At 68.0% G+C, this 19350-nt stretch carries 18 protein-coding genes; 11 read left to right on the top strand and 7 right to left on the bottom strand.

The window, feature by feature from the left end:
- Positions 1-187 precede the first annotated feature (187 nt).
- Genes GC106_RS40370 through GC106_RS40360 form a run of 3 tightly spaced genes read left to right on the top strand, consistent with a single transcriptional unit; the run spans position 188 to position 5217 of the window.
- Positions 188-1471, top strand: a complete 1284-nt coding sequence (locus tag GC106_RS40370) for a cation:proton antiporter (protein WP_173141466.1) — start codon at positions 188-190, stop codon at positions 1469-1471.
- 31 nt (positions 1472-1502) lie between these two features.
- Entirely contained in the window at positions 1503-3497 is a 1995-nt protein-coding gene (locus GC106_RS40365; protein WP_173141465.1) for an FAD/NAD(P)-binding protein, read from the top strand.
- Positions 3484-5217 (top strand): AMP-binding protein, encoded by a 1734-nt coding sequence (locus GC106_RS40360; protein ID WP_217281562.1) that lies wholly within the window; start codon positions 3484-3486, stop codon positions 5215-5217. Before GC106_RS40365 ends, GC106_RS40360 begins: the two co-directional genes overlap by 14 nt.
- Before the next feature lie 9 nt (positions 5218-5226).
- On the opposite strand, the gene GC106_RS40355 is transcribed toward GC106_RS40360, so the two are convergent.
- Positions 5227-6453 carry an MFS transporter gene (locus GC106_RS40355; RefSeq protein WP_246367932.1) on the bottom strand — a complete coding sequence of 409 codons (1227 nt, stop codon included), beginning with the start codon at positions 6451-6453 and terminating at the stop codon, positions 5227-5229.
- A 548-nt stretch (positions 6454-7001) separates the two neighbouring features.
- Here GC106_RS40355 and GC106_RS40350 point away from each other — a divergent pair.
- Positions 7002-8012 carry an alcohol dehydrogenase catalytic domain-containing protein gene (locus GC106_RS40350; protein WP_173141464.1) on the top strand — a complete coding sequence of 337 codons (1011 nt, stop codon included), beginning with the start codon at positions 7002-7004 and terminating at the stop codon, positions 8010-8012.
- A 169-nt stretch (positions 8013-8181) separates the two neighbouring features.
- Here GC106_RS40350 and GC106_RS40345 read toward each other — a convergent pair whose 3' ends face one another.
- The 5 genes from GC106_RS40345 to GC106_RS40325 all read right to left on the bottom strand — a co-directional run bounded on the left by GC106_RS40345 (position 8182) and on the right by GC106_RS40325 (position 14423).
- A complete protein-coding gene (locus GC106_RS40345) occupies positions 8182-8391 on the bottom strand; it encodes a hypothetical protein (RefSeq protein WP_173141463.1) in 210 nt (69 codons plus the stop codon).
- Positions 8392-8514: 123 nt separating this feature from the next.
- Positions 8515-10239 carry an HAL/PAL/TAL family ammonia-lyase gene (locus tag GC106_RS40340; RefSeq protein WP_173141462.1) on the bottom strand — a complete coding sequence of 575 codons (1725 nt, stop codon included), beginning with the start codon at positions 10237-10239 and terminating at the stop codon, positions 8515-8517.
- A gap of 152 nt (positions 10240-10391) precedes the next feature.
- Entirely contained in the window at positions 10392-11528 is a 1137-nt protein-coding gene (locus GC106_RS40335; protein WP_173141461.1) for a hypothetical protein, read from the bottom strand.
- A 722-nt stretch (positions 11529-12250) separates the two neighbouring features.
- Complete coding sequence (locus GC106_RS40330; protein WP_173141460.1) at positions 12251-13660, bottom strand: glycosyltransferase family 87 protein; 1410 nt, start codon at positions 13658-13660, stop codon at positions 12251-12253.
- Between the two features lie 196 nt (positions 13661-13856).
- Complete coding sequence (locus GC106_RS40325; RefSeq protein WP_173141459.1) at positions 13857-14423, bottom strand: helix-turn-helix domain-containing protein; 567 nt, start codon at positions 14421-14423, stop codon at positions 13857-13859.
- Positions 14424-14475: 52 nt separating this feature from the next.
- Here GC106_RS40325 and GC106_RS40320 point away from each other — a divergent pair, with 52 nt between their 5' ends.
- Both GC106_RS40320 and GC106_RS40315 read left to right on the top strand, forming a co-directional pair.
- Positions 14476-14838 (top strand): nitrilase-related carbon-nitrogen hydrolase, encoded by a 363-nt coding sequence (locus GC106_RS40320; protein ID WP_173141458.1) that lies wholly within the window; start codon positions 14476-14478, stop codon positions 14836-14838.
- Positions 14835-15749, top strand: coding sequence for a serine/threonine dehydratase (locus GC106_RS40315; protein WP_173141457.1), 915 nt, complete (start codon positions 14835-14837; stop codon positions 15747-15749). Before GC106_RS40320 ends, GC106_RS40315 begins: the two co-directional genes overlap by 4 nt.
- Before the next feature lie 682 nt (positions 15750-16431).
- On the opposite strand, the gene GC106_RS40310 is transcribed toward GC106_RS40315, so the two are convergent.
- A complete protein-coding gene (locus GC106_RS40310) occupies positions 16432-16662 on the bottom strand; it encodes a hypothetical protein (protein ID WP_173141456.1) in 231 nt (76 codons plus the stop codon).
- Between GC106_RS40310 and GC106_RS40305 the strand changes: the two genes are divergently transcribed.
- The 5 genes from GC106_RS40305 to GC106_RS49565 all read left to right on the top strand — a co-directional run bounded on the left by GC106_RS40305 (position 16588) and on the right by GC106_RS49565 (position 19328).
- On the top strand, positions 16588-17946 hold the full coding sequence (locus tag GC106_RS40305) for an asparagine synthase-related protein (RefSeq protein WP_246367954.1): 1359 nt from the start codon (positions 16588-16590) through the stop codon (positions 17944-17946). The genes GC106_RS40310 and GC106_RS40305 overlap by 75 nt on opposite strands.
- Complete coding sequence (locus GC106_RS40300) at positions 17943-18197, top strand: lasso peptide biosynthesis PqqD family chaperone (RefSeq protein WP_173141454.1); 255 nt, start codon at positions 17943-17945, stop codon at positions 18195-18197. Before GC106_RS40305 ends, GC106_RS40300 begins: the two co-directional genes overlap by 4 nt.
- Positions 18197-18607: a lasso peptide biosynthesis B2 protein gene (locus GC106_RS40295; protein ID WP_173141453.1), complete on the top strand. Its 411-nt coding sequence runs from the start codon at positions 18197-18199 to the stop codon at positions 18605-18607. Before GC106_RS40300 ends, GC106_RS40295 begins: the two co-directional genes overlap by 1 nt.
- A gap of 243 nt (positions 18608-18850) precedes the next feature.
- Positions 18851-18973, top strand: coding sequence for a lasso RiPP family leader peptide-containing protein (locus GC106_RS40290; RefSeq protein WP_173141452.1), 123 nt, complete (start codon positions 18851-18853; stop codon positions 18971-18973).
- A gap of 232 nt (positions 18974-19205) precedes the next feature.
- Positions 19206-19328, top strand: coding sequence for a lasso RiPP family leader peptide-containing protein (locus GC106_RS49565; RefSeq protein ID WP_173141451.1), 123 nt, complete (start codon positions 19206-19208; stop codon positions 19326-19328).
- Positions 19329-19350 lie beyond the last annotated feature (22 nt).

Below are 19350 nucleotides of genomic sequence, written 5' to 3'. Positions count from 1 at the left end.
GAGAACCTCGACCGCGCGCAGCCGATCCCTGTTCCAGGAGCCGAAAACCATGATGGCTGCAGACTGCCAGGAAAATCCCGATCAGAACGCGGTGACGCCGCCGCGGCGGAAACCGGCGGATGGGGTACGCAACGCCGCGGCGGTTGTCGTGATAGTGGCGGTTGTCTCGGCAGGCATGATCCACGCCGTGCCCACCTTCGGACAGCTGGGAACCATGGGCTGGCCGCTTGTCCTGCGGTTCCTCCCCGCGGTCGCGTTGATCATCGCGGTCGGCCGTCTCGGCGGCTGGGTCGCGACCCGGTGCCGTCAGCCCAGGGTCATCGGCGAAATGGCGGCGGGCATCGCGCTGGGGCCGTCCCTGCTCGGCCAGTTCGCGCCGGAGATCCAGCACGCGCTGTTCCCCGCGGAACTGATTCCCCACCTCGGCCTGATCGCACAGCTGGCGATCATCTACTTCGTGTTCCTGCTCGGCGCCGATCTCCCGCTGGAACTGCTGCGCGGGTCGGGCCGCCGGGTGGCCGCACTGGGAGTAGGCATGGTGGCCGTACCGTTCGCCTGCGGGCTCCTGCTCGCGGTGGGCATGGCCGCGACGTACCGGCCGGACAGTGTGGGGCTGGTGCCGTTCCTCCTGTTCTTCGGTACGTCGATGAGCATCACCGCGTTCCCCGTACTGGTCCGGATTCTGGCCGGGCACAACCTGATCCGGACTCGGATCGGCGCGCTCGGCCTGGCCACCGCGGGCGTGGGGGACGTCATCTCGTGGTGCATGCTGATCGTGGTCGTCGCGATGGCACAGGGCGACTCAGCGGCCGCGGTCATCCCGACCGCGGCGTGGCTCATCCTCTTCACCACGGTGACGCTGACCGCCCTTCGCCCCGCGCTGCGCCGGCTCCTGGCCGCCGCGGAGAGCAACGCCGGACTGCGACGCGTCTCGACCGCGGTGCTGGTGCTCTGCGCGCTTTCCGGAGCGGCCATCACCGACTGGATCGGCATCCACGCGATCTTCGGGGCCTTGCTCGTCGGCGTGGTCGTGCCGCGGGAGAACAGCGTGGTGCGCGACCTCGGCCGCACGGTCGGCCGCGGGGTCAACGTCATCCTGCCCCTGTTCTTCGCGGTGATCGGGTTCAGCATGCAGATCGGATTCCTGCGCACCACACAGGACCTGCTGGTGTGCGGGCTGATGATCGTGGTCGCCATCACGAGCAAGGTGGGTACGACGACGCTCGTCGGCAGGCTGACCAAGCTGACATGGCGGGAGTCGGCCGGACTCGGCGTCATGGTCAACTGCCGTGGCCTGACCGAACTCGTGGTGGTCGCCGCGGGGCTGTCGCTCGGCATCATCGGACCGGACCTGTTCGTCATGTTCGTGGCGATGACACTCGTGACGACGATCATGACCGGCCCGTTGCTCGGCTGGCTCAAGCTCGGCGAGACCAAGGCGGGCACACAGCCGGTCGCCAGCTTCGTCTGAGCCGGTATTCACCAGGGGAACGGGGAGAGCCGTGTCGGAGATCCAGTCAGACCTCGTTGTCGCGATCGTCGGCATGGGGCCTCGCGGGCTGTCGGTTCTTGAACGCCTGCTGGTGCGGCTCGCGGAGCGAGCGGCGGGACCGGCGGTGTCGATCTGGGTGTTCGATCCCGGCGAGCACGGTGCCGGCCGAATCTGGCGCACGGACCAGCCCGACTGGTTCCTGATGAACACCCCCGCCGGTGAGGTGAGCATGTACTCCGGTGACCCTGACGAGGGGCCACCGAGGGCGGGTGCCGGACCGTCTCTTCACGAATGGCTGTCGGCAGGCCACGCCGGTCCACAATGGTCCACCCTTGGCGCGAATGGTTACGCGCCGAGATCGTGCTACGGCAAGTACTTGCGCGACGTGTTCCACAATCTCGTCGCGCACAAGCCGGACAACGTGACCATCCACTCCGTACGGTCAAGCGTCGAGCACGTTCAGCGGCACGAGGACCGGATGCGCCTGGTCACCCGTTCGGGCCGGATCGTCTTCGCCGACAAGCTCGTGCTCACCACCGGGCACCCGAGAAACACCCCCAGCCCGTGGGAGCGGAAAATGCTCGACCATGCCGACGGTCGCGGCGGCCTGCGTTACATTCGTGGCGATTCGGCCGCGGATCTGGATCTCGCGTCCGTGGGTGCCGGTGAACGGGTCGGAATCCTGGGGCTGGGCCTGACCTTCCTTGACGTCGTCATGGCGCTGACCGTCGGCCGTGGTGGTGTGTTCGAGGCCGGACCGTCCGGCGAGGTGCGCTACCGGCCGAGCGGCCGGGAGCCGCGCGTCTACGCCGGATCTCGCAGTGGCCTGCCGATGCTCGCCCGCGGGCTGAACCAGAAGGCCCCGAAATACCGGTATGAGGCCAAGTTCCTGACCCCTGGCGCGCTCGCGGAGGCACGGCGCCGGGCACGGCGGGAAACCGGGTCCGCCCAGCTCGACTTCCGTCGGGACGTGCTGCCGCTGCTGCAACTGGAAGTCGACCACGTCTACTACACCGCCATGGTCCGCGACCGCGCCGGCGAGGTGGCCGCCGACCGCTTCGCCCGCGCCCATCTGGCCTGCGCCGGGCAGAAACAGCCCGACGTCGTCGAGAAGACGCTGGCCGAGTTCGGGATCGCGCACGCCGTCCCCCTCGACCTGGAGCGGACGGCCCGGCCGTTCTCCGGTCAGCGGTACGCGGACCCGGCCGAGTTCCACCGGCACGTCCTCGGCCTGCTCCGGCAGGACACGGTGGAAGCCTTGCGGGGCAACGTGCACGGGCCGGTCAAGGCCGCCCTGGACATCCTTCGTGACCTGCGTGGCGCCGTTCGCGCGGCGGTGGACTTCGGCGGCCTGCGTCCGCGGTCGCACCGCGAGGACTTCCTCGGCTGGTTCACCCCGATCAACACGATGGTCTCGGCCGGGCCACCGGCGCTGCGGCTCGCGCAGGTCCGCGCGCTGATCGAGGCCGGCGTGGTGCACCTGGTCGGGCCGGGCCTGCGGGTGCGGCCCGACCAGGGCGGTTTCCTGCTGGACTCCACCGCGGTCGACGGAGCCGGCCAGGTGGTCACCACGTTGATCGACGCTCGCATTCCCCGGTCCTCGGTGCGGCAGGACTCCTCGCCGCTGACCCGGCAACTCCTCTCCGACGGCCTGATCTGCGAGTACATCAACGCCACTCCGCGCTCCGACGACGGTTTCGCCACCGGAGCGGTGTCCGTCACCCGGGCGCCGTTCCACGCCATCGGCTCCGACGGGAGAGCGAACCCGAACCTGTACGTACTCGGCATCCCCACCGAGAACCTGCGGTGGTTCACGCAGATCGGCAACGGCCGGCCGGGACCGCTGAGCGCGTTCCACACCGACGCGGACGCCATTGCGGGTGACGTCCTCGCCCGCCTGCGCACGGCGGTCGCGGTGCCCGCGGCGGACCGGTTCACCGACGACTGGAAGTTCCGCTTCGACCGGCAACCAGCCAGACCAGGAGGCGATCATGGCCACCGGTAACACCGAGCGGTTCCGTGCGGCACGGGACCTGTTGCTGGAGCTGCGCGAGGACCACGACGAGGCCTACACCCGTTTTCGGTGGCCACGGTTCGAGACGTTCAACTGGGCTCTCGACTGGTTCGACCCCATCGCGCAGCACAACTCCCGGCCAGCACTGCGGATCGTGCACGGCCACACGGTGGCGTCGTTGACGTACGCGGAGCTGTCCGACCGGTCCAGCCAGGTGGCCAACTGGTTGCGTGGCCGCGGGGTGGCGCGCGGGAACCGCGTCCTGGTCATGCTGGACAACCAACTCGCGACGTGGGAGATCCTGCTGGCGGCGATGAAGCTCGGCGCGGTCGTCATCCCCACCTACACGACGATCTCCGCCGCCGATCTGGCCGACCGCATCAAGCGTGGCGGTGTCACGCACGTCATCACCGTCGACGTGCTGGCCGACCGCTTCGCGGGGATCGCGGACCACCTGACCCGGATCAGTGTCGGCGGTCCGGTCGCCGGGTGGGCTCCTTACGTCGACGCCTGTGCCGAGCCGGCCGACTTCACTCCGGACGGCACCACCCACACGGACGATCCGCTCTTCCTGTACTTCACCTCAGGGACCACGTCGCGGCCGAAGCTGGCCCTGCACACGCACACCAGCTACCCGGTCGGACATCTGTCCAGCATGTACTGGAACGGCGTACGGCCCGGTGACCTGCACCTGAACATCTCCGCGCCCGGCTGGGCCAAACACGCATGGAGCAGCTTCTTCGCACCGTTCAACGCGGAGGCGACCTTGTTGACGGTCAAGGCCGGGGTCAAGGGCGCGTCAGACGTGCTCGACGCACTCATCACCCAGCGGGCAACCACGTTCTGCGCTCCACCGACCGTGTGGCGGATGCTGGTACAGCAGGATCTCCGGCGCCGCCCGGTCGCGCTGCGTGAAGCAGGCAGCGTCGGCGAACCGCTCAACCCCGAGGTGATCGACCAGATCCGCCGCGCATGGGGACTCACCGTCCGGGACGGCTACGGCCAGAGCGAGACGACCGCGCAGATCGGGAACACACCGGGGCTCCCCGTCCGGCCCGGTTCGATGGGCAAACCGTTGCCCGGGTACCGGATCGTGCTGCTGGACCCACTCACCGGCGAGCCCGGTGACGAGGGTGAGATCTGCGTGGACCTCACCGACCGGCCGGTCGGGGTGATGCCCGGTTACCTCGGCGACCCGGAAAAGAACGAACGGACGTTCTCGGGCGGCCTCTACCACACGGGGGACATCGGCCGCCGGGATGACGACGGCTACCTCACCTACGTCGGTCGTTCCGACGACGTGTTCAAGTCCTACGACTACCGGATCTCCCCGTTCGAGCTGGAAAGCGTGCTGCTGCGGCACGCTGACGTGGCGGAGGCGGCGGTGGTTCCCGCACCCGATCCGATCGGCCTGGTGATCCCGAAGGCATTCGTCACGCTGGCGGCGGGATGTCCGCCCTCTGCCGAGGCGGCGCGGTCGATCCTGCGGCACGCGCAGGACCACCTGGCGCCGCACCAGTGGATCCGTCGGCTGGAGTTCGGTGCGCTGCCGAAGACGACCTCCGGCAAGATCCGCCGGGCGGAACTGCGTGCCTCCGAGGAACGGACCGGCGACACCTCGCGTGAATATCTTCTCGACGAACTGGTGGGCTCGGTTGGTTCGGAGCCTGCCGCGCCGGGACTCGGGCGAATGGACACGCCAAGCGGCTGACGTTCCGCCTTACTGTCGCCCGGCGCGAGCCGTCAGCAGTAATGCGACAGCGGCGAACAGCGCGAGAACCGCCGCGAACACCGTACCGGCGACAACAAGACCAAAAGCCTCCGCGGCGGCTCCGACCCCGATCACGGGAATCGAAATACCGGTGAAGAAAGCCACGAAATAGCTGGAAGTGACCGCACCGCGCTTGTCAGGCGGGCAGATTTCGGTCACCGACCCCAGCCCTGCCCGGAAACTCAGGCCCTGCCCGGCTCCCGCGACAAGCGCACCCAGGACGAGGACCGCGAGCGAAGCGACCAGCAAGCCCGTTCCGACGAGGATCGCGCCGACGGCCAAAGCGGCGCATCCCATCGTCAGGGCGCGCTGCGTACCGATGACCGAAGACCAGGCCTGGCCGAATATCGAGGCGACGAACACGGACAACACCACCACACCCGTGACCGCGTGATCGGTGTTGTGCAGCACGGTGCCGAGAAACGCGGGCGAAACCGCGGTGAACAACCCCAGCACCGCGAACCCGGCGAACCCGGCCACCACCGCGCGGAGGAACACCCGCCGGACCTCGATCGGCACGACGATCCGCTGCGGGCGCAGACTCGGTTTTCCGGTGCGCCGCACGGGTTCTCGCACAGCTTCGACACAGATCGCCGCCAGGGCGACGAGCACCAGGTCGACGATGAAACACAGGGACAGCGGGAGTGGCGCGTACTGTGCGAGCACCCCTGCCAGCACCGGCCCGGCACCGAGGCCGCCCGCGTTCACCGCGGCCGCGACCAGGCTCGCCCGGCCCCTGCCGTGCGCGGGGGCGAAGTCCATGATCGCCGACGTCGCCGTCCCGGTGAAGATTCCCGTCGACAGCCCGGACAGCACCCGCCCGGCGAACAGCCAGCCGGGTGCGTCGGCAAGAAGGAAAAACACGGCGGAAAGACCGGACAGCGCCAGTCCCGCCCGCAGCATCGGCCGTCTGCCGACCTGGTCCGACCAGCCGCCGACCAGCACCAGTGCGGCGATGACACCAGCCGCGTACACGGCGAAAACCAGCGTCGTGCCCAGTTCGCCGAACGCGAAAGCCTCCTGGTAAAGCGGATACAGTGGCGTGGGCAGCGTGGCGCCGAGCATCACCACGGTGAAAGCCGCGCCGATGAGCGCGACAGCGGGCCAACCGGCCACGCGACGGCCTGGCCGCTGCCGAGCACCGAGTTCCTCATGGGACACGGAAAAAGGACGCATCGCGCACCTCGTGAAGATTCAGCAGGACATTTCCGACCAAGCCGATCAAACGCCGAACCCGACGTTACCGTTCACGATCGCAAGGTCGCCGGTAACTCGCGAAAGCCAGTGTACAACGCGAAATAGGCCACTGGCATCACAATTTCCGACAGGCGGCACCGATCTGACGATCGAGCTTTCCGAGGTGCCGACACTTTCGACGGGAAGTTCCAGATCACCGTTTTCCTGGACGGCTCAGTCCACCTGGCTATTTACCCCCGAGTACGGTTCGCCCTCAAGTGCCGAGAAGCGCAGTCTTCCGGGCAGAGTGTGGAGCCGTGCGGAACGGCGTTTTCGAGGTGCGCCCGGGCGAATTCCGTGGTCGCGCCGCAGGACGGACGCGGGCCGACGCGCGCTCGGGCGGCGGGAACGAGAATTGCCACGGCCGTGAACGGTTTACCTTTGCACCAAGTCCCGCCGAGCTGTGACCGGGAGGCGTTATGCCCGCGTTGGCGTGGATCGGCAATCGTCGTCCCATCGTGATTTGGGCTGTCTGCTGAGGAGCAATGATGCGTGCCGCCGTCATCACCGATTTCTCGACCCCGCTCGAACTGCGGGAGGTGCCAACCCCGGAGCCCGGTTCACAGCAGGTCCTGGTCCGCATGGAGGCCTGCGGGATCTGCCACACCGACATCCACATCACGTACGGCGACTGGCCGATCCGGCCGGAGCTGCCGCGGATCCCGGGCCACGAAGGCGTCGGCATCGTCGAACGGGTGGGCGCGGGCGTGACCACGAGCCGGATCGGGCAGCGGGTGGCGCTGCCGTGGCTCGGCTCCGCCTGCGGGCAGTGCGGATTCTGCGTCTCCGGCTGGGAAACGCTGTGCGAGTCACAGCGGAACACCGGTTACTCGATCGACGGCGGCTACGCCGAATACGCGGTCGTGGACGCGCGCTACGCCGTCGCAGTGCCCGACGGTGTCCCGCCCATCGAAGCGGCGCCGCTGACGTGCGCCGGGGTCACCAGCTACAAGGCCGTGCGCGCCGGCCGGGTCGGTCCGGCCGACCGCGTCGCCGTGTTCGGCGTCGGCGGCCTCGGCCACCTGGCGATCCAGTACGCCCTGCACGCGGGAGGATTCGTCACCGCCGTCGACATCGAAGCGGACAAGCTGGACCTCGCCCTGAAACTGGGCGCGGAGCAACTGGTCGACGCGAGCGCCGGCGACCCGGCCGCGGTCATCCAGGCACAGGGTGGTGCCGACGTGGCGATCGTGCTAGCCACAGCGCCGAGCGCGTACGAACATGCCCTCCGTTCCCTCCGGCGCGGTGGCCGGCTGGTCTGCGTCGGCATCCCGGCGGGCGGGGTTCTTCCGGTACCGATCTTCGACGCGGTGACCCGGGGCATCTCGGTGATCGGCTCGATCGTCGGCACCCGCCAGGACCTCGCGGAGGTGTTCGCCCTGCACGCTGCCGGAAGGACGACAGTGACGGCCGAGCCCCGGAAGCTGGAGCAGATCAACGAGGCTTTCGCCGACGTCTTGGCCAACCGCGTCCGTGCCCGGCTGGTGATCGAGTACTAGATCCGCTGTGCGCGCGGAGCGTCCGTGCTCCACATAGGACCGGCCACCACAAACCGTGTCATACGGGCGATCCGCGGCGAAACATTCGAGAGAGAGCAGGCCGCGGTGCCGCTCGCCGGGCGGCACAGCGTGGGCACCACGGCCCTGGAGATGGGCATCCGCGACCGGGTCAGACTCTGTTGTACTGGTAGTACCAGCCGCCTCCTTCGCCCTGATAGCAGCCCCACGCCGGGAAAGCCTGGCTGGTGCGCTCCTTGTCGGGCTGGCAGGTTTCCTTGCTCGGATACGGCCCCACAATGATCCAGTTCGTCGCCTGGGCCACGGGGGCGGCGGTCGCGATGACGGCACCGGCGATGAGACCGGCGGTGATAAGGCGCATGGACACCCTCCACGGTGAAGACTGGAGGACATCGTGACCCGCCGGCCGCACTTCGCCACACCGCCGATCGGCGGCCATGGTCTAGTCCAATGTCGACGACAAGGTTATTGAACCCCAACGAGATCAGGCGGCGCACTTGTTGTCGGCCGGTGCGGTCGCCGCGTGCACCACCCGGCTGAGTTCGCTGCTGCGGACCAGTGCGATCGACTTCTCGACGTCCGGGGTCATGTACCGGTCGTCACCCAGCGCGGGGACGTGCCGCCGGACCGCGGCGTGCACCCTGGAGGTGCCCGTACCGAGCGGCAGGCCCGTCATCTTGTCCTTGATCAGGTCGATGCCCTGGGCCGCCATCATCACGTGCACGGCCAGCACGGTCTCCAGGCGGTCCAGGTTGTCGTGCAATCCCCGCACCGACGCCATGGCCATGGTGTTGTGGTCCTCCTGGCCGAACTTGGCCGGGCGGGAGAGCGTCCCGGCGGGCAGTGCCCGCACCTGCATCTCGGGCACCAGGGCGACAGCGACGGTCTGCACCTGCACCATGCCGGAGTTCAGGCCGACCTGGCCGCCGGCGAGGTTCGCGGGCAGGTGGTAGCTCCACTTGTCGGCCAGCAGCCGCCCCGACAGCTCCTGCGACAACACCCCGAGGTCCGCCACCTGGGCGTTGAGCGCGTCGATCTCGTGCCCGAGCAGCGCCGCGTCCCAGTTGCCGCCCATGACGAACTCGTACCCGCCACCGGCCTTGGGGAAGACCAACGGGTTGGACGTGGAGGCGTTGGCCTCCCGCTCGATGTGGCCGCGCGCGTCCGCCAAGGTCTGCCGCAGCGCCCCCACGATGTGCGGGTTGGCCCGGACGGACACCGCGTCCTGGATGCGCGCGCTCTCCTCGCCCAGTCGCCGTCGTCCCTCCGGTGTCATCCAGCCGGTGCCGCAGATCAGCGCCCTGGTCCGCCGGGCGGCGTCCACCTCGGCCGGGATGCGCCGCTCTTCGTGGGTGCGGGGGTCGAACGCACCCTGTTCAGCCCTGGTGGCCTCCAGGAACAGGGCGAAGGCCGCGTCATAGGCGTCGACCAGCCGCTCGCCCCGAACGACCGCGTCGACGTAACGCGCGGTGAGCACGCTGCCGCCGCTGATCAGGGGCAACGCCTCGCCCTGTTCGAGCTGGAACGACCGCGGCAGCCCCGCCGCGGCCAGAATCTCCGGTGCCGGCGCCTCCCGGCCCTCGAAGCGGGCGGGCGCGGGTTCACCGGTGAGCACCAGGCCCGCCGCGGCCATCGGCTGCAGGTCGCCGGTGCCCAGCGACCCGATCTCGGGCATCACCGGCGTCACCCCCGCGTTGACCAGCGCCGTGATCCGGTCTACGAACTCCGGCCGCACCCCCATGGCCCCGCGAGCCATGGTGTTGGCCCGCAAGATCAACGCCAGCCGGGCCACCCGATCGGAAAGGGCGGGCCCGACGCCGGCGGCGTGCGAGCGCAACACACGGCGCTGGAACTCCACCCGGTCTTTCTCCTGGAGCGGCTCGTCCTTCAACGGTCCCAGTGCCTGGTTCCAGCCGTACACCCGTTGCCCGGCCTCCACCGCGGCCACCGCGCCGTTGCGCGAGTCGGTCATGGCCTGGCGCGCCTTGAGACCCAGCCTGACCTCGACGGCATCGGCGTCGAGAACGCCCGCCAACTGGTCCCAGGACAGCGAGTTGCCGTCCAGTTCCAGCCGCAGCGGCCCCTTCCCGCGCTGCTGGGGTCGCTGTGCCTGGTCGGCGGCCACGGCCACGGGCGACAGGAGACTCGTGCTGAACACGGTGATCCAGGCCGCGGCCAGCAGGACCAGGAACCGCCTCGGTCGCGTCATTTCGACCCCTCTCAACGATTGCGCTCACGAGGGTTATCGAACGGAAGGACGCAGATCACCATGGTGGCCCTGCCGAATCACCGCTCCTCGCACTCAGGACCACTCGGACGAGTGAGCCGTTTCGTCGGACGGCGCAGGGCCCACATGGGTCATCAGCTCTTCTCGCGCGGTCGCGTTTGCTGGAGGATGAGGTCGGTTGTGCTCCGATCGGCACGGACAAGGCTCAGCACCGCGGCGAGGATGAGCGCGACCCGCACCGGAGTGGCCTGCGTGTCGGTCAGTTTGAGCAGCACCGGCACGAGCACCGCCGCGGCAAGCAGAAGCGCCGACGGCGTGAACCGGGCGATCAACTGTCGTGCCCGCTGCGGTGCCGTGGTCGACTCAGCGTTGGCGGTGACCGTCTGGAGATTCCCTGTGGCGCAGGCAATAAGGAGTGTTCGCAGCCTCGTCGTCGCCTCGCCCGCGATGGCCTCTCCGTCGTCGAGCACAGTCATGTCGCGCACGGACCGGAGGCTTCCCGCCACCCGCCGCCCCAGTTCCGCCAACGGCGCCAGGCAGGCCGTGTCGGGAACGAGGTGCCGGCCGCTGGCCACCCATTCCGTCTCACACCACCGGGCCGTGACCTCCAACTGCCGGGCCAGACACCGCCGTGCCCCGAGCGGGGTAAGGGCAGGGGGATCGAAGAACAACCCTCTTGAGGGTCGCACCACGGAAGCAAGGTAACGGGCGGTGTCGAGGCTGTGGCGGCCGGGTCGGCTGACCAGCTCGGCGTGCACCTCGAGGAGGAACAGTTGCCACAGCAACAAATCCGCTGGAAGGTTGGGCCACGAGGCCGGTGCCCGTACCCGGTGGAGATGAGCGGACAGCGGCAGCGTGAATCGGCGCACGATCATCTGGATCCAGGGGAGGAAGGTGTACGCGGCCACCGCAACGGTGATGGGAGGGATCCACCCGCTCCGCCACCCGAGCAGCCGGACGACGACGAGGGCCAGCACCATGAGAACCGCGCGTTGCGCGGGCCACCGGTCGTTGATCGCAGGGGTGAGATCCCACCACGCTACCCCCCGCCCCCAGTTCCAACGCTCGAACACCAACAAGGCAAGCAGCGACAACAAAGCTAGGCCATAAACAAGTAGCCAGTCGGCGATTGCCGCGAACGGCCAGGCGACGAGCATCGCCACGGCGGGAGCGGTGAGTCCGGCGACCAGCAGAGCGAACCCCGAGACGGCATCACGCCAGCGTCGCTGGATCACCTGCCAACCGGCAGTCACCACGGCGGCGCGCGACAACCGCTGGTGAAGCAGTGACCGGCGGGAGTCAGGTACGTCCATTCGTTCGAGTGCTGTCACCGCTTGGTTGTGAAAGTAGGTCGCTGGTCCCCGCACTTGGGAGTAGAAGCCCGTGAGCCGTGCGTGGTGCTTCCTGGCAGCCTTCTCGAACTTCCGGACCATTTTGGCCGGTAACGGAGGCAGTGGGAGGAGCGCGTCGTCAGGTACGGGATCCGGATCCGCAGAGTCCACGGAAGAGTTGTACACGAACGCGAGTCGAGCACGGTGTCTGCGACGTCAACCGCTCGCCGGACGTACTGGGCCAGACCGGCACCGGCGCCGAGGTCATCGTCTCCGAGAACGACGGCTCCGTGCGGCCTCGGCCCGCAGGTTCGGGATGCGCAACGAGTCCGCTAGGGTCTCCCGCACCGCAGGCAGCTCGCGCGGTGCGGGCGGGCTCCAGCGTCCCGGCGCTGTGAGGTCCTCGGATGCCGTCACGACCATTCACTGTAGAGCCACGGTGCTGGCTTCGATGCCGAGCGACGGGCATCGCTCAGCAAGCCGGGCAACAGGTGGCAATCACCTGCTCGGCCCACGGACATCCGTTGCGGGTCAGTCGTCGGCGCTTTCCTTCAGCCGCCGCCCGCGCTGGGTTTGCTCGGGGCGCCAACCCTTTCTGCTGACAAGGTCAACCTCTATCGACACCGCTTGCCTGGTACACGAACTTTGCCGGCGGAGCTGTCTTATTGGTGTGGGGTGAGGAAACGGGGGTGGCGTTCTCGTTCGGGCTGGAAGGTTTCCTTTGCTGCCAGGAAGACGAAGAACAGGCCGACGAGCAGGACAGCTCTGCCCCAAACGCCGACCATCACGGCCTGCGCGGCGAAGCCTTCGTAGACGTTGCCGGCTTGGCCGTAGAAGATTTGGGAGTACCAGCGGAAGATGCCGATGCCCATCGCGAGGTCCGCCACGTAGTAGGCCACGATCCAGCCCCAGCGGATTCTGAGCAGGACGAACATCGGGATCAGCCAGAGCATGTACTGCGGTGAGTGAACCTTGTGCAGTAGCAGGAATCCGCACAGCATTGCCGCAGATACCGGGATCCACGGATATGTGCCTTCGCGTTTGTACCGCAGCCAGCCGATGCCGCACGCCACTACGAACGAGATCAACATCATGAGTGGCGAGAGCGTGCCGATCAGGTCCTGGACAGGCACGTTGTCCGGGTCGGAGTCGGGCCGGGCTCCCCAGAACCAGATCGAGTTCGTGGTGATGTCGGCCTTGCGTCGCAACTGGAATTCGAACGACGCGAGCCAGCCTTCGAAGCCGGCCAGCATGAAAGGCACGTTCACGGCCACCGCGGTGCCCAGTGACACTCCCGCGACTCGCAGCGCGCCTTTCCAGTCTGGGCCGCGACGACCCGAGAACTCCGCACCGTCGCGACCGCCTGTCAGGACATAGAGCATCAACGGCAGCACGAAGATCGCCGGATATAGCTTGAATGCGAAGCCGAGGCCCAGCAACACGGCTGCCACTGTCGCGCGTGTCAGCAGAGGGCGGCCCGGCCATCGGTGCATCACGTAGAACGCCGCGGTCGCGCACAGCACGACCGGCAACTCCCAGTTGAGGAACGCGTACATCACCAGCGGTGGACCAATCGCCCACAGCAGTGCCCGCCAGCCCGACATGCGGCCGAGCAGCCACGCTGTGGCCAGGCCGAATGGAGCCAGCAGCAGGGCCGAGTACAACAAGAAGTCAGCGTCGGTGTGGGCGAAGATCGCCGACGCCCAGATGAACACACCGGTCAGCACGGGGTACTCGACGACGCCGCCGATCGGCTGGCCGTCACCGGCCAGTTTGCCGTGGACGTAGGGGAAGACGTGGCGGTCGATGTCGCGGCCGATCCACAGGGTCTGGATGTCGGAGTAGCAGATGTCCTCGTACCGGCGTTTCTCGAAGTCGGGCTGGCTGCGGCCCCACTGGTCGAACGTCGGCCCGGTGCAGCGGTCCTTGTTGAGGTATCCGAACACAAGGGTGATCCCGCACAACACGACGAGCACGATCAAACCGAACGACGTGAGGCGAGCACCGACCCCAGGCGGGGCTGCCTGTCCTGAACTCGGCTGTGACTCGGGAGCCGCTGTACCGATGCTCATGGTCCGCAAGCGTAGGGACATCCTGCCGGACCTTGCTCGCGGCATCACGGATCAGCGCGACCTGATTGCCGCCGGCGGCCTGACCTCGAAGCATGCCGGTTGATCGATCTTGGTGTCGTTGTGCTTGCCGGAAGGAGCGACATGAAGCCAGGCAGGTCGCCGCGGGCTCCGCCAACGATCACAGGGGCCGGCCTCGTCATGCGGTGAGGTCCGGCAGCGCCAGGAGGTAGGTCATGACCACGGCGGCCTGAACGGCCTCGGCTCCGGCGACGTAGGAGTGTGGGATGTCGGCACGGTAGCTGATGAAGTCCCCGGCGGCCACGTCGTGCAGGTTGTCGGTCGGACCCGTCCGCAGGCTTCCGGTGATCACGGTGATGTGCTCGGTGGTGCCGGTGGCGTGCGGTTGCCGGTCGAGGCGTTGCCCCGGACCGAGCCGCAGGCGCCAGAACTCGGTCATGCCGCTGCCGCCGACGCGGGTGAGCAGTTGCTGACTGGGTGTCGGATCAGAGTCGGAGGGGCTGCGGTCGAGCCGTACGGCGGGCGGGGTCAGCTCCGCGACGAGGTCGACGAGCGGCAGGCTCAGCGCTGCCGCCAGCGCCCCGATCGTGTCCAGGGTGGGGTTGCCCTGACCGGCTTCGAGCTTGGACAGGGTCGCTCGCGCCACCCCGGACGCGCGGGCGAGGTCGGCGGCGCTCATCGCGCGTTCCTCGCGGAGCCGGCGCAGCCGCTCCCCCAGAGCCGCTTGCAGGTTCGAACCATCCATGTGTCTACTATAGCGAACGCATCGTTCACTGAAATAGACAGTCGGAGGATCGATGACCACACGCGCCGCGGTCGCCCAGGCCACACCCGTCCTCTTCGACCCGGCAGCCACGCTGGACGTGGTGGCCGACTGGTCGGCACGTGCAGCCGAAGCCGGCGCCGAACTGCTCGTGTTCCCGGAGGCTTTCATCGGTGGCTATCCCAAGGGCAGCACCTTCGGCGCCGTCGTCGGTGACCGCACCGTGGCGGGACGTGAGCAGTTCCGCCGCTACCTGGAGGCGGCCATCACCGTTCCCGGAGACGAGTGCCTGCGCCTGGGCCGCATCGCCCGGCAGAATGGCGAAAGCCCGAAGTCGGCCGTCACGACGACGACCTGCGACTGGCAGCCGGCACCGACGCCCGGGGCCGCGGCGTGATCCCCACCGACGAAGACCTGGCCCAGGCCCGCGTCCGCCTGCGCGACCGCGTCCGCCGCACCCCGATTCTGCACATCGACGGCCGGGACGTGGGTTTCCCCGGCGCGCTGACGCTGAAGCTGGAGCAGTTGCAGCACACCGGCTCGTTCAAAGCCCGAGGCGCGTTGAACGCCGTGCTGACCATCCCTGCCGGGGCGACCTCCGTCACCGCCGCCTCCGGCGGAAACCACGGAGCGGCGGTGGCCTGGGCCGCCCACCAGGCCGGCGTCCACGCCACGATCTTCGTCCCCTCCTTCTCCCCTCAGGTCAAACAGGACGCCATCCGCCGGTACGGCGCGGACCTGCACCTCGTCGACGGTTTCTACGCCGACGCCCTGCAGGCCAGCCGGCAGTACGCGGCCGACCACGAAGTGGTGCACGTCGACGCTTACGACGAGGTCGCCACCGTGGCGGGGCAGTCCACCGTCGGCAGCGAGCTGGCCGAGCAGATCCCGGTCGGCGACGTCGTCATCGTGGGTTGCGGCGGAGGGGGCCTGTTCGCCGGTGTCAGCCTCGCCCTGCGCGGCCGCAACAAGGTCATCGCGGCGGAACCCGAAACCGCCCCCTCGCTGGCTTCGGCGATCGCCGCGGGCCGGCCGGTCGACATCGATGTCGACCGGACCGGAGTCGCCGTCGACAGCCTCGGCGCCCGCCGGGCCGGTGCCATCGCCACCGCCGTCGCGCTGGACCAGCGCTCCCAGGTCCTGCTCGCTCCCGATCAGGCGATCCGCCGGGCGCAGCGGCAACTGTGGGACAACCTGCGGATCGCCGCCGAACCCGGCGGCGCCACCGCGTTCGCCGCCGCCCTCCACCACGCCCGGGACCTGCCGGGAGAGCGCATCACCGTGCTCATCAGCGGCGCCAACTCGTAGCGGCTGACGCTAGTGCCGCCCAGACCGGCGCGAATGATCAATCCCGTGAGGGCCGTGCGGACTGAGGGCTTGGCGTTGGCGTCCCAGTGGTCGACGTGGTCGCGAATCTGTCCGATGAGGACTTTGACCGACGTGAACGTGCCGCGGCGGATGGCCTGCGGGTGATGATGCCCGGGCCCCCTCGGTCGCAGCTCATCGCGTGCTTCGACGGATCCGGTGGTAGCGGCTCGTGCGATGCATCGAGGCCCCGGCGGCGTACCACGGCGACGCCACAACAGCGCCACATTGGGACAACTCAGGTGCCACGGATCGTTGGCATCGTTGGCTGTGCCGCCGCAGAACAAGTGGCGCCCCTGGATCGGGAACTCATGAGGAGAACGTCGTGCGGGCTCATCGGGGATGGTACGTATTGGCACTGCCGGACAGCGACCGCGGCCGCCTAGTCGCTGAGCGGCTGTCAGTGGGTACAGTGCTGAGCCACGCGTCCGGGCGGCCCTGGGTGATCCACACCTATCCCACAGAGCAGGTCTTGGTCAACACCGCCGGTCCGAACCGAGTGGCGGTGATAGGGTTCTCGTCCGCCACCACGGAAGCCCTTCAGCGTGCCGCGGACAACTGCACACAGGTATCCGACCTCGACACGCTGGCCGGCACGCTGGCAGGAAGCCACATTCTCGTGGGTTCAGTCGGTGGCCATGTACGGGTGCAGGGCACGGCCAGCGGCGTGCGACGAGTGTTCACGGCCATCGTCGACGGCTGCGAAGTAACTTGTGATCGGGCAGATGTGCTCGCACATCTGGGTGGGTTCGCGATAGACGAGACTGCGCTCGCCATCAGGATGCTGCGCCAGATCCCCCATCCTTTGGGCGAACTGCCTGTCTGGCAGGGCGTTCGGCCGGTTCCCGCCGATCATTACGCCATCCTGGACGGTTCCCGGGTGAGGGTCGCACGTTGGTGGCGCCCTCCCGAGCCTGTGCTGTCTCGTACCGAGGGCGCAGCAAGGTTGTGCCGTGCCCTTGAGGAGGCAGTGTCGACCCGGACGCGGAGCAGCGATGTCGTGTACGCCGATCTTTCCGGTGGTTTCGATTCCACGCCCCAGGCGTACTTCGCGGCGCGCGGTCCGGCGCGGCTACTCGTCGGCACGGCATACAACAACGATCCAGGTGGTGGCGAGGACCTGATCTGGGCACGGCGCGCGCTCAGGACGATTGACGTGGCGCACCACAGTGTTTTCTCCACTGACGAGATGCCGCAGTTCTACGACGGATTGCTCGAGATGGACGCCCAGCTGGACGATCCGTCGGATACGTTCCGTGCCGGGCCTCGCATGCGGTACATGATGCAGCAAGCCAAGGAACTCGGTGCGAGGGTGTACCTCACTGGGCTGGGTGGTGATGAGCTGCTGTTCGGCCACCCACGTGCCGAGCACACGTTGTTCCGACGTCGACCGCTTTTGGCGTTACGCAGACTGCGCGCGTACCAACTACTTGAACGCCTGCCGGCCCGAGCGACCTTCGTCAAGCTGTTCGACCGGCGCGGGTACCGGCAGTGGCTTGTGGACAACCTCGAACGAATCGGCGAACGTGACGAGAAGACCAAACCCACGTTGAGCCTCGACTGGGATGCCCCCTTGTCGTGGCCCCGCTGGTACACGGCCGATATCCGCGCGGCGATCGTCGAGCGGATAAGGAAGGTGTGCGAGGACGTCGAGCCGCTGGGCCCGGACCTGGCTTCGCACGGAGAAATCAGCATGATCCGCCACGGTGCACGCAGTACGCGCGGCGGCGAACAGCTCGGCGCCGAGCTCGGGCTGGCTTTCCAGGCACCGATCTCCGACGACCGCGTGGCAGAGGCGGTGCTGTCGGTTCGACGTGAGGAACGGGCCGAGCCCAAGGCGTTCAAGCCATTGATGCGCGAGGCGATGCGTGGCCGGCTGCCGGACGAGTTCCTCACGCGCAGCAGAAAGAACTCGGGCACCACGCAGGCCACCCGCGGCATCGAACGGTACAAGGAGGATCTCCTGGCTTTGTGCGGGCAGTCCCCGTTGGCCGGTCTCGGCATCATCGACCTGCGGCTGCTGGCCGAACACGCCTTTCCACAAGGACCCGGGGCGATCAACCGCGATCTGGACACCACCCTGAACGGCGCGGTGTTCGCACGCAACCAGTCGGGAGTGAGGGAACGGATCACACCATGACCCGCTTGCACGAGGACGTTTCGATGGCGAAGACGGAGTACGGCGTCGTCCTGTTACACCAAGTGACCGGAAAGTACTGGCAGCTCAACAAGACCGCCGAGGTGATACTGGCCTCGCTGAGCGAAGGGCAGGACGTGGCCGGGGCGGCCACTGCCCTCGCCGCGCGGTTCGACGTGACGCCCGAGGTCGCTCGCCGGGATGTGTCACGGTTGCTGACGCAGTTGCGGGCAAACGGCGTCGTGGTGGGCTGATGCCGATTCTTCCGGATGCTGACGCGAAAGTCTCCGTCGCCGACCAAGTGCTGGTCCGTGCCGTCGTGGGGGTCGCGAGACTGCTCGCGAAGCGGAGTCCCAAGAAGATCGCGCATGTGCTCAGGAAGCTGAGCGCGAACTGCCGCCCGGCTACGTTCGAGGAGGCCAGAGCGGCCCGCAACTCGGTGCTTGTCGTCAGCACACGGTGCTGCGGAGGCAACGCATGCCTGCCGCGGTCGCTGGCGACTGTGCTGCTGTGCAGGCTGCGTGGCAGTTGGGCTGCTTGGTGCGTCGGAGTTCTTGCTGCTCCCCCGTTCACGGCCCACGCCTGGGTGGAGGCTGACGGAATGATGGTCGGCGAGTTCGCCGACCAAACCGTCTACATCAAACTGACTGAAGTCGCCGCTTAGGTCGTGTTCTAATGCCCGATCGCGATAGCCGGGCCGGATGCGGCCCCTGGCGCCACCGAGCCGACTCCGGCCTCCGGCCGGGGCAGACTCTCATCGACCGGGACATTCGAAACACGACCTCGTGGTCGGCGACCGGCCTCATTTCCGGTTCGCATCGGACCGGCGAAGGCACGCGGCATCGAAACCACATGCCGTGGTGAGCGCGACCGGCGTCCGTCGGTTGCCCTTGAGAAAGGAGATGTGGTGAACAAGGAGATCTACGAACCTCCGGCCGTGTTCGAGCTGGGCGGTTTCGCCGAGGAAACCGGCAGGTACGGCATTCGCAACTGGGATGAGAACGTGTGGATGTTCGACACGTGGGAGTGATCCCCATCGTCGTATGACCGCACGACGCGCCACGTTCGTCCACTGTGGCTGATGCGCCGCTGGCCACGCCACGCCGAATTCGTCGCCACCTAGCGGTTGGCGATCGAGTTCATTCCCCGATTCACAACGGCCCCTGGCACTCGATGTCCGGGGAAGAACGTGGGCACCAAAGCCATGTGCAGTGGTGAGCGCGACCGGCGTCCGCCGGTCGCCCCTTGAGAAAGGAGATGTGGTGAACAAGGAGAACTACGAGCCTCCGGCCGTGTTCGAGCTGGGCGGTTTCGCCGAAGAGACCGGCAGGGTCGGCGTTCGCAACGGCGACGAGATCGTGTGGCTGTACGACACGTGGGAGTGATCCCAGTCGTCGTGTGACCGCA

This window comes from Kibdelosporangium persicum, assembly GCF_013280595.1.
In the GTDB taxonomy this organism is placed as follows: domain Bacteria; phylum Actinomycetota; class Actinomycetes; order Mycobacteriales; family Pseudonocardiaceae; genus Kibdelosporangium; species Kibdelosporangium persicum.
The sequence above is the reverse complement of the archived record's forward strand: the minus strand, read 5'-3'. Positions and strand labels throughout refer to the sequence as shown.

Coding starts and splice junctions, on each gene's coding strand:
- GC106_RS40360 (WP_217281562.1), top strand. CDS start 3,484: ATGGCCACCGGTAACACCGAGCGGTTCCGTGCGGCACGGGACCTGTTG.
- GC106_RS40355 (WP_246367932.1), bottom strand. CDS start 6,453: ATGCGTCCTTTTTCCGTGTCCCATGAGGAACTCGGTGCTCGGCAGCGG.
- GC106_RS40350 (WP_173141464.1), top strand. CDS start 7,002: ATGCGTGCCGCCGTCATCACCGATTTCTCGACCCCGCTCGAACTGCGG.
- GC106_RS40345 (WP_173141463.1), bottom strand. CDS start 8,391: ATGCGCCTTATCACCGCCGGTCTCATCGCCGGTGCCGTCATCGCGACC.
- GC106_RS40340 (WP_173141462.1), bottom strand. CDS start 10,239: ATGACGCGACCGAGGCGGTTCCTGGTCCTGCTGGCCGCGGCCTGGATC.
- GC106_RS40330 (WP_173141460.1), bottom strand. CDS start 13,660: ATGAGCATCGGTACAGCGGCTCCCGAGTCACAGCCGAGTTCAGGACAG.
- GC106_RS40325 (WP_173141459.1), bottom strand. CDS start 14,423: ATGGATGGTTCGAACCTGCAAGCGGCTCTGGGGGAGCGGCTGCGCCGG.
- GC106_RS40320 (WP_173141458.1), top strand. CDS start 14,476: ATGACCACACGCGCCGCGGTCGCCCAGGCCACACCCGTCCTCTTCGAC.
- GC106_RS40305 (WP_246367954.1), top strand. CDS start 16,588: ATGCTGCGCCAGATCCCCCATCCTTTGGGCGAACTGCCTGTCTGGCAG.
- GC106_RS40310 (WP_173141456.1), bottom strand. CDS start 16,662: ATGATCGGCGGGAACCGGCCGAACGCCCTGCCAGACAGGCAGTTCGCC.
- GC106_RS40300 (WP_173141454.1), top strand. CDS start 17,943: ATGACCCGCTTGCACGAGGACGTTTCGATGGCGAAGACGGAGTACGGC.
- GC106_RS40295 (WP_173141453.1), top strand. CDS start 18,197: ATGCCGATTCTTCCGGATGCTGACGCGAAAGTCTCCGTCGCCGACCAA.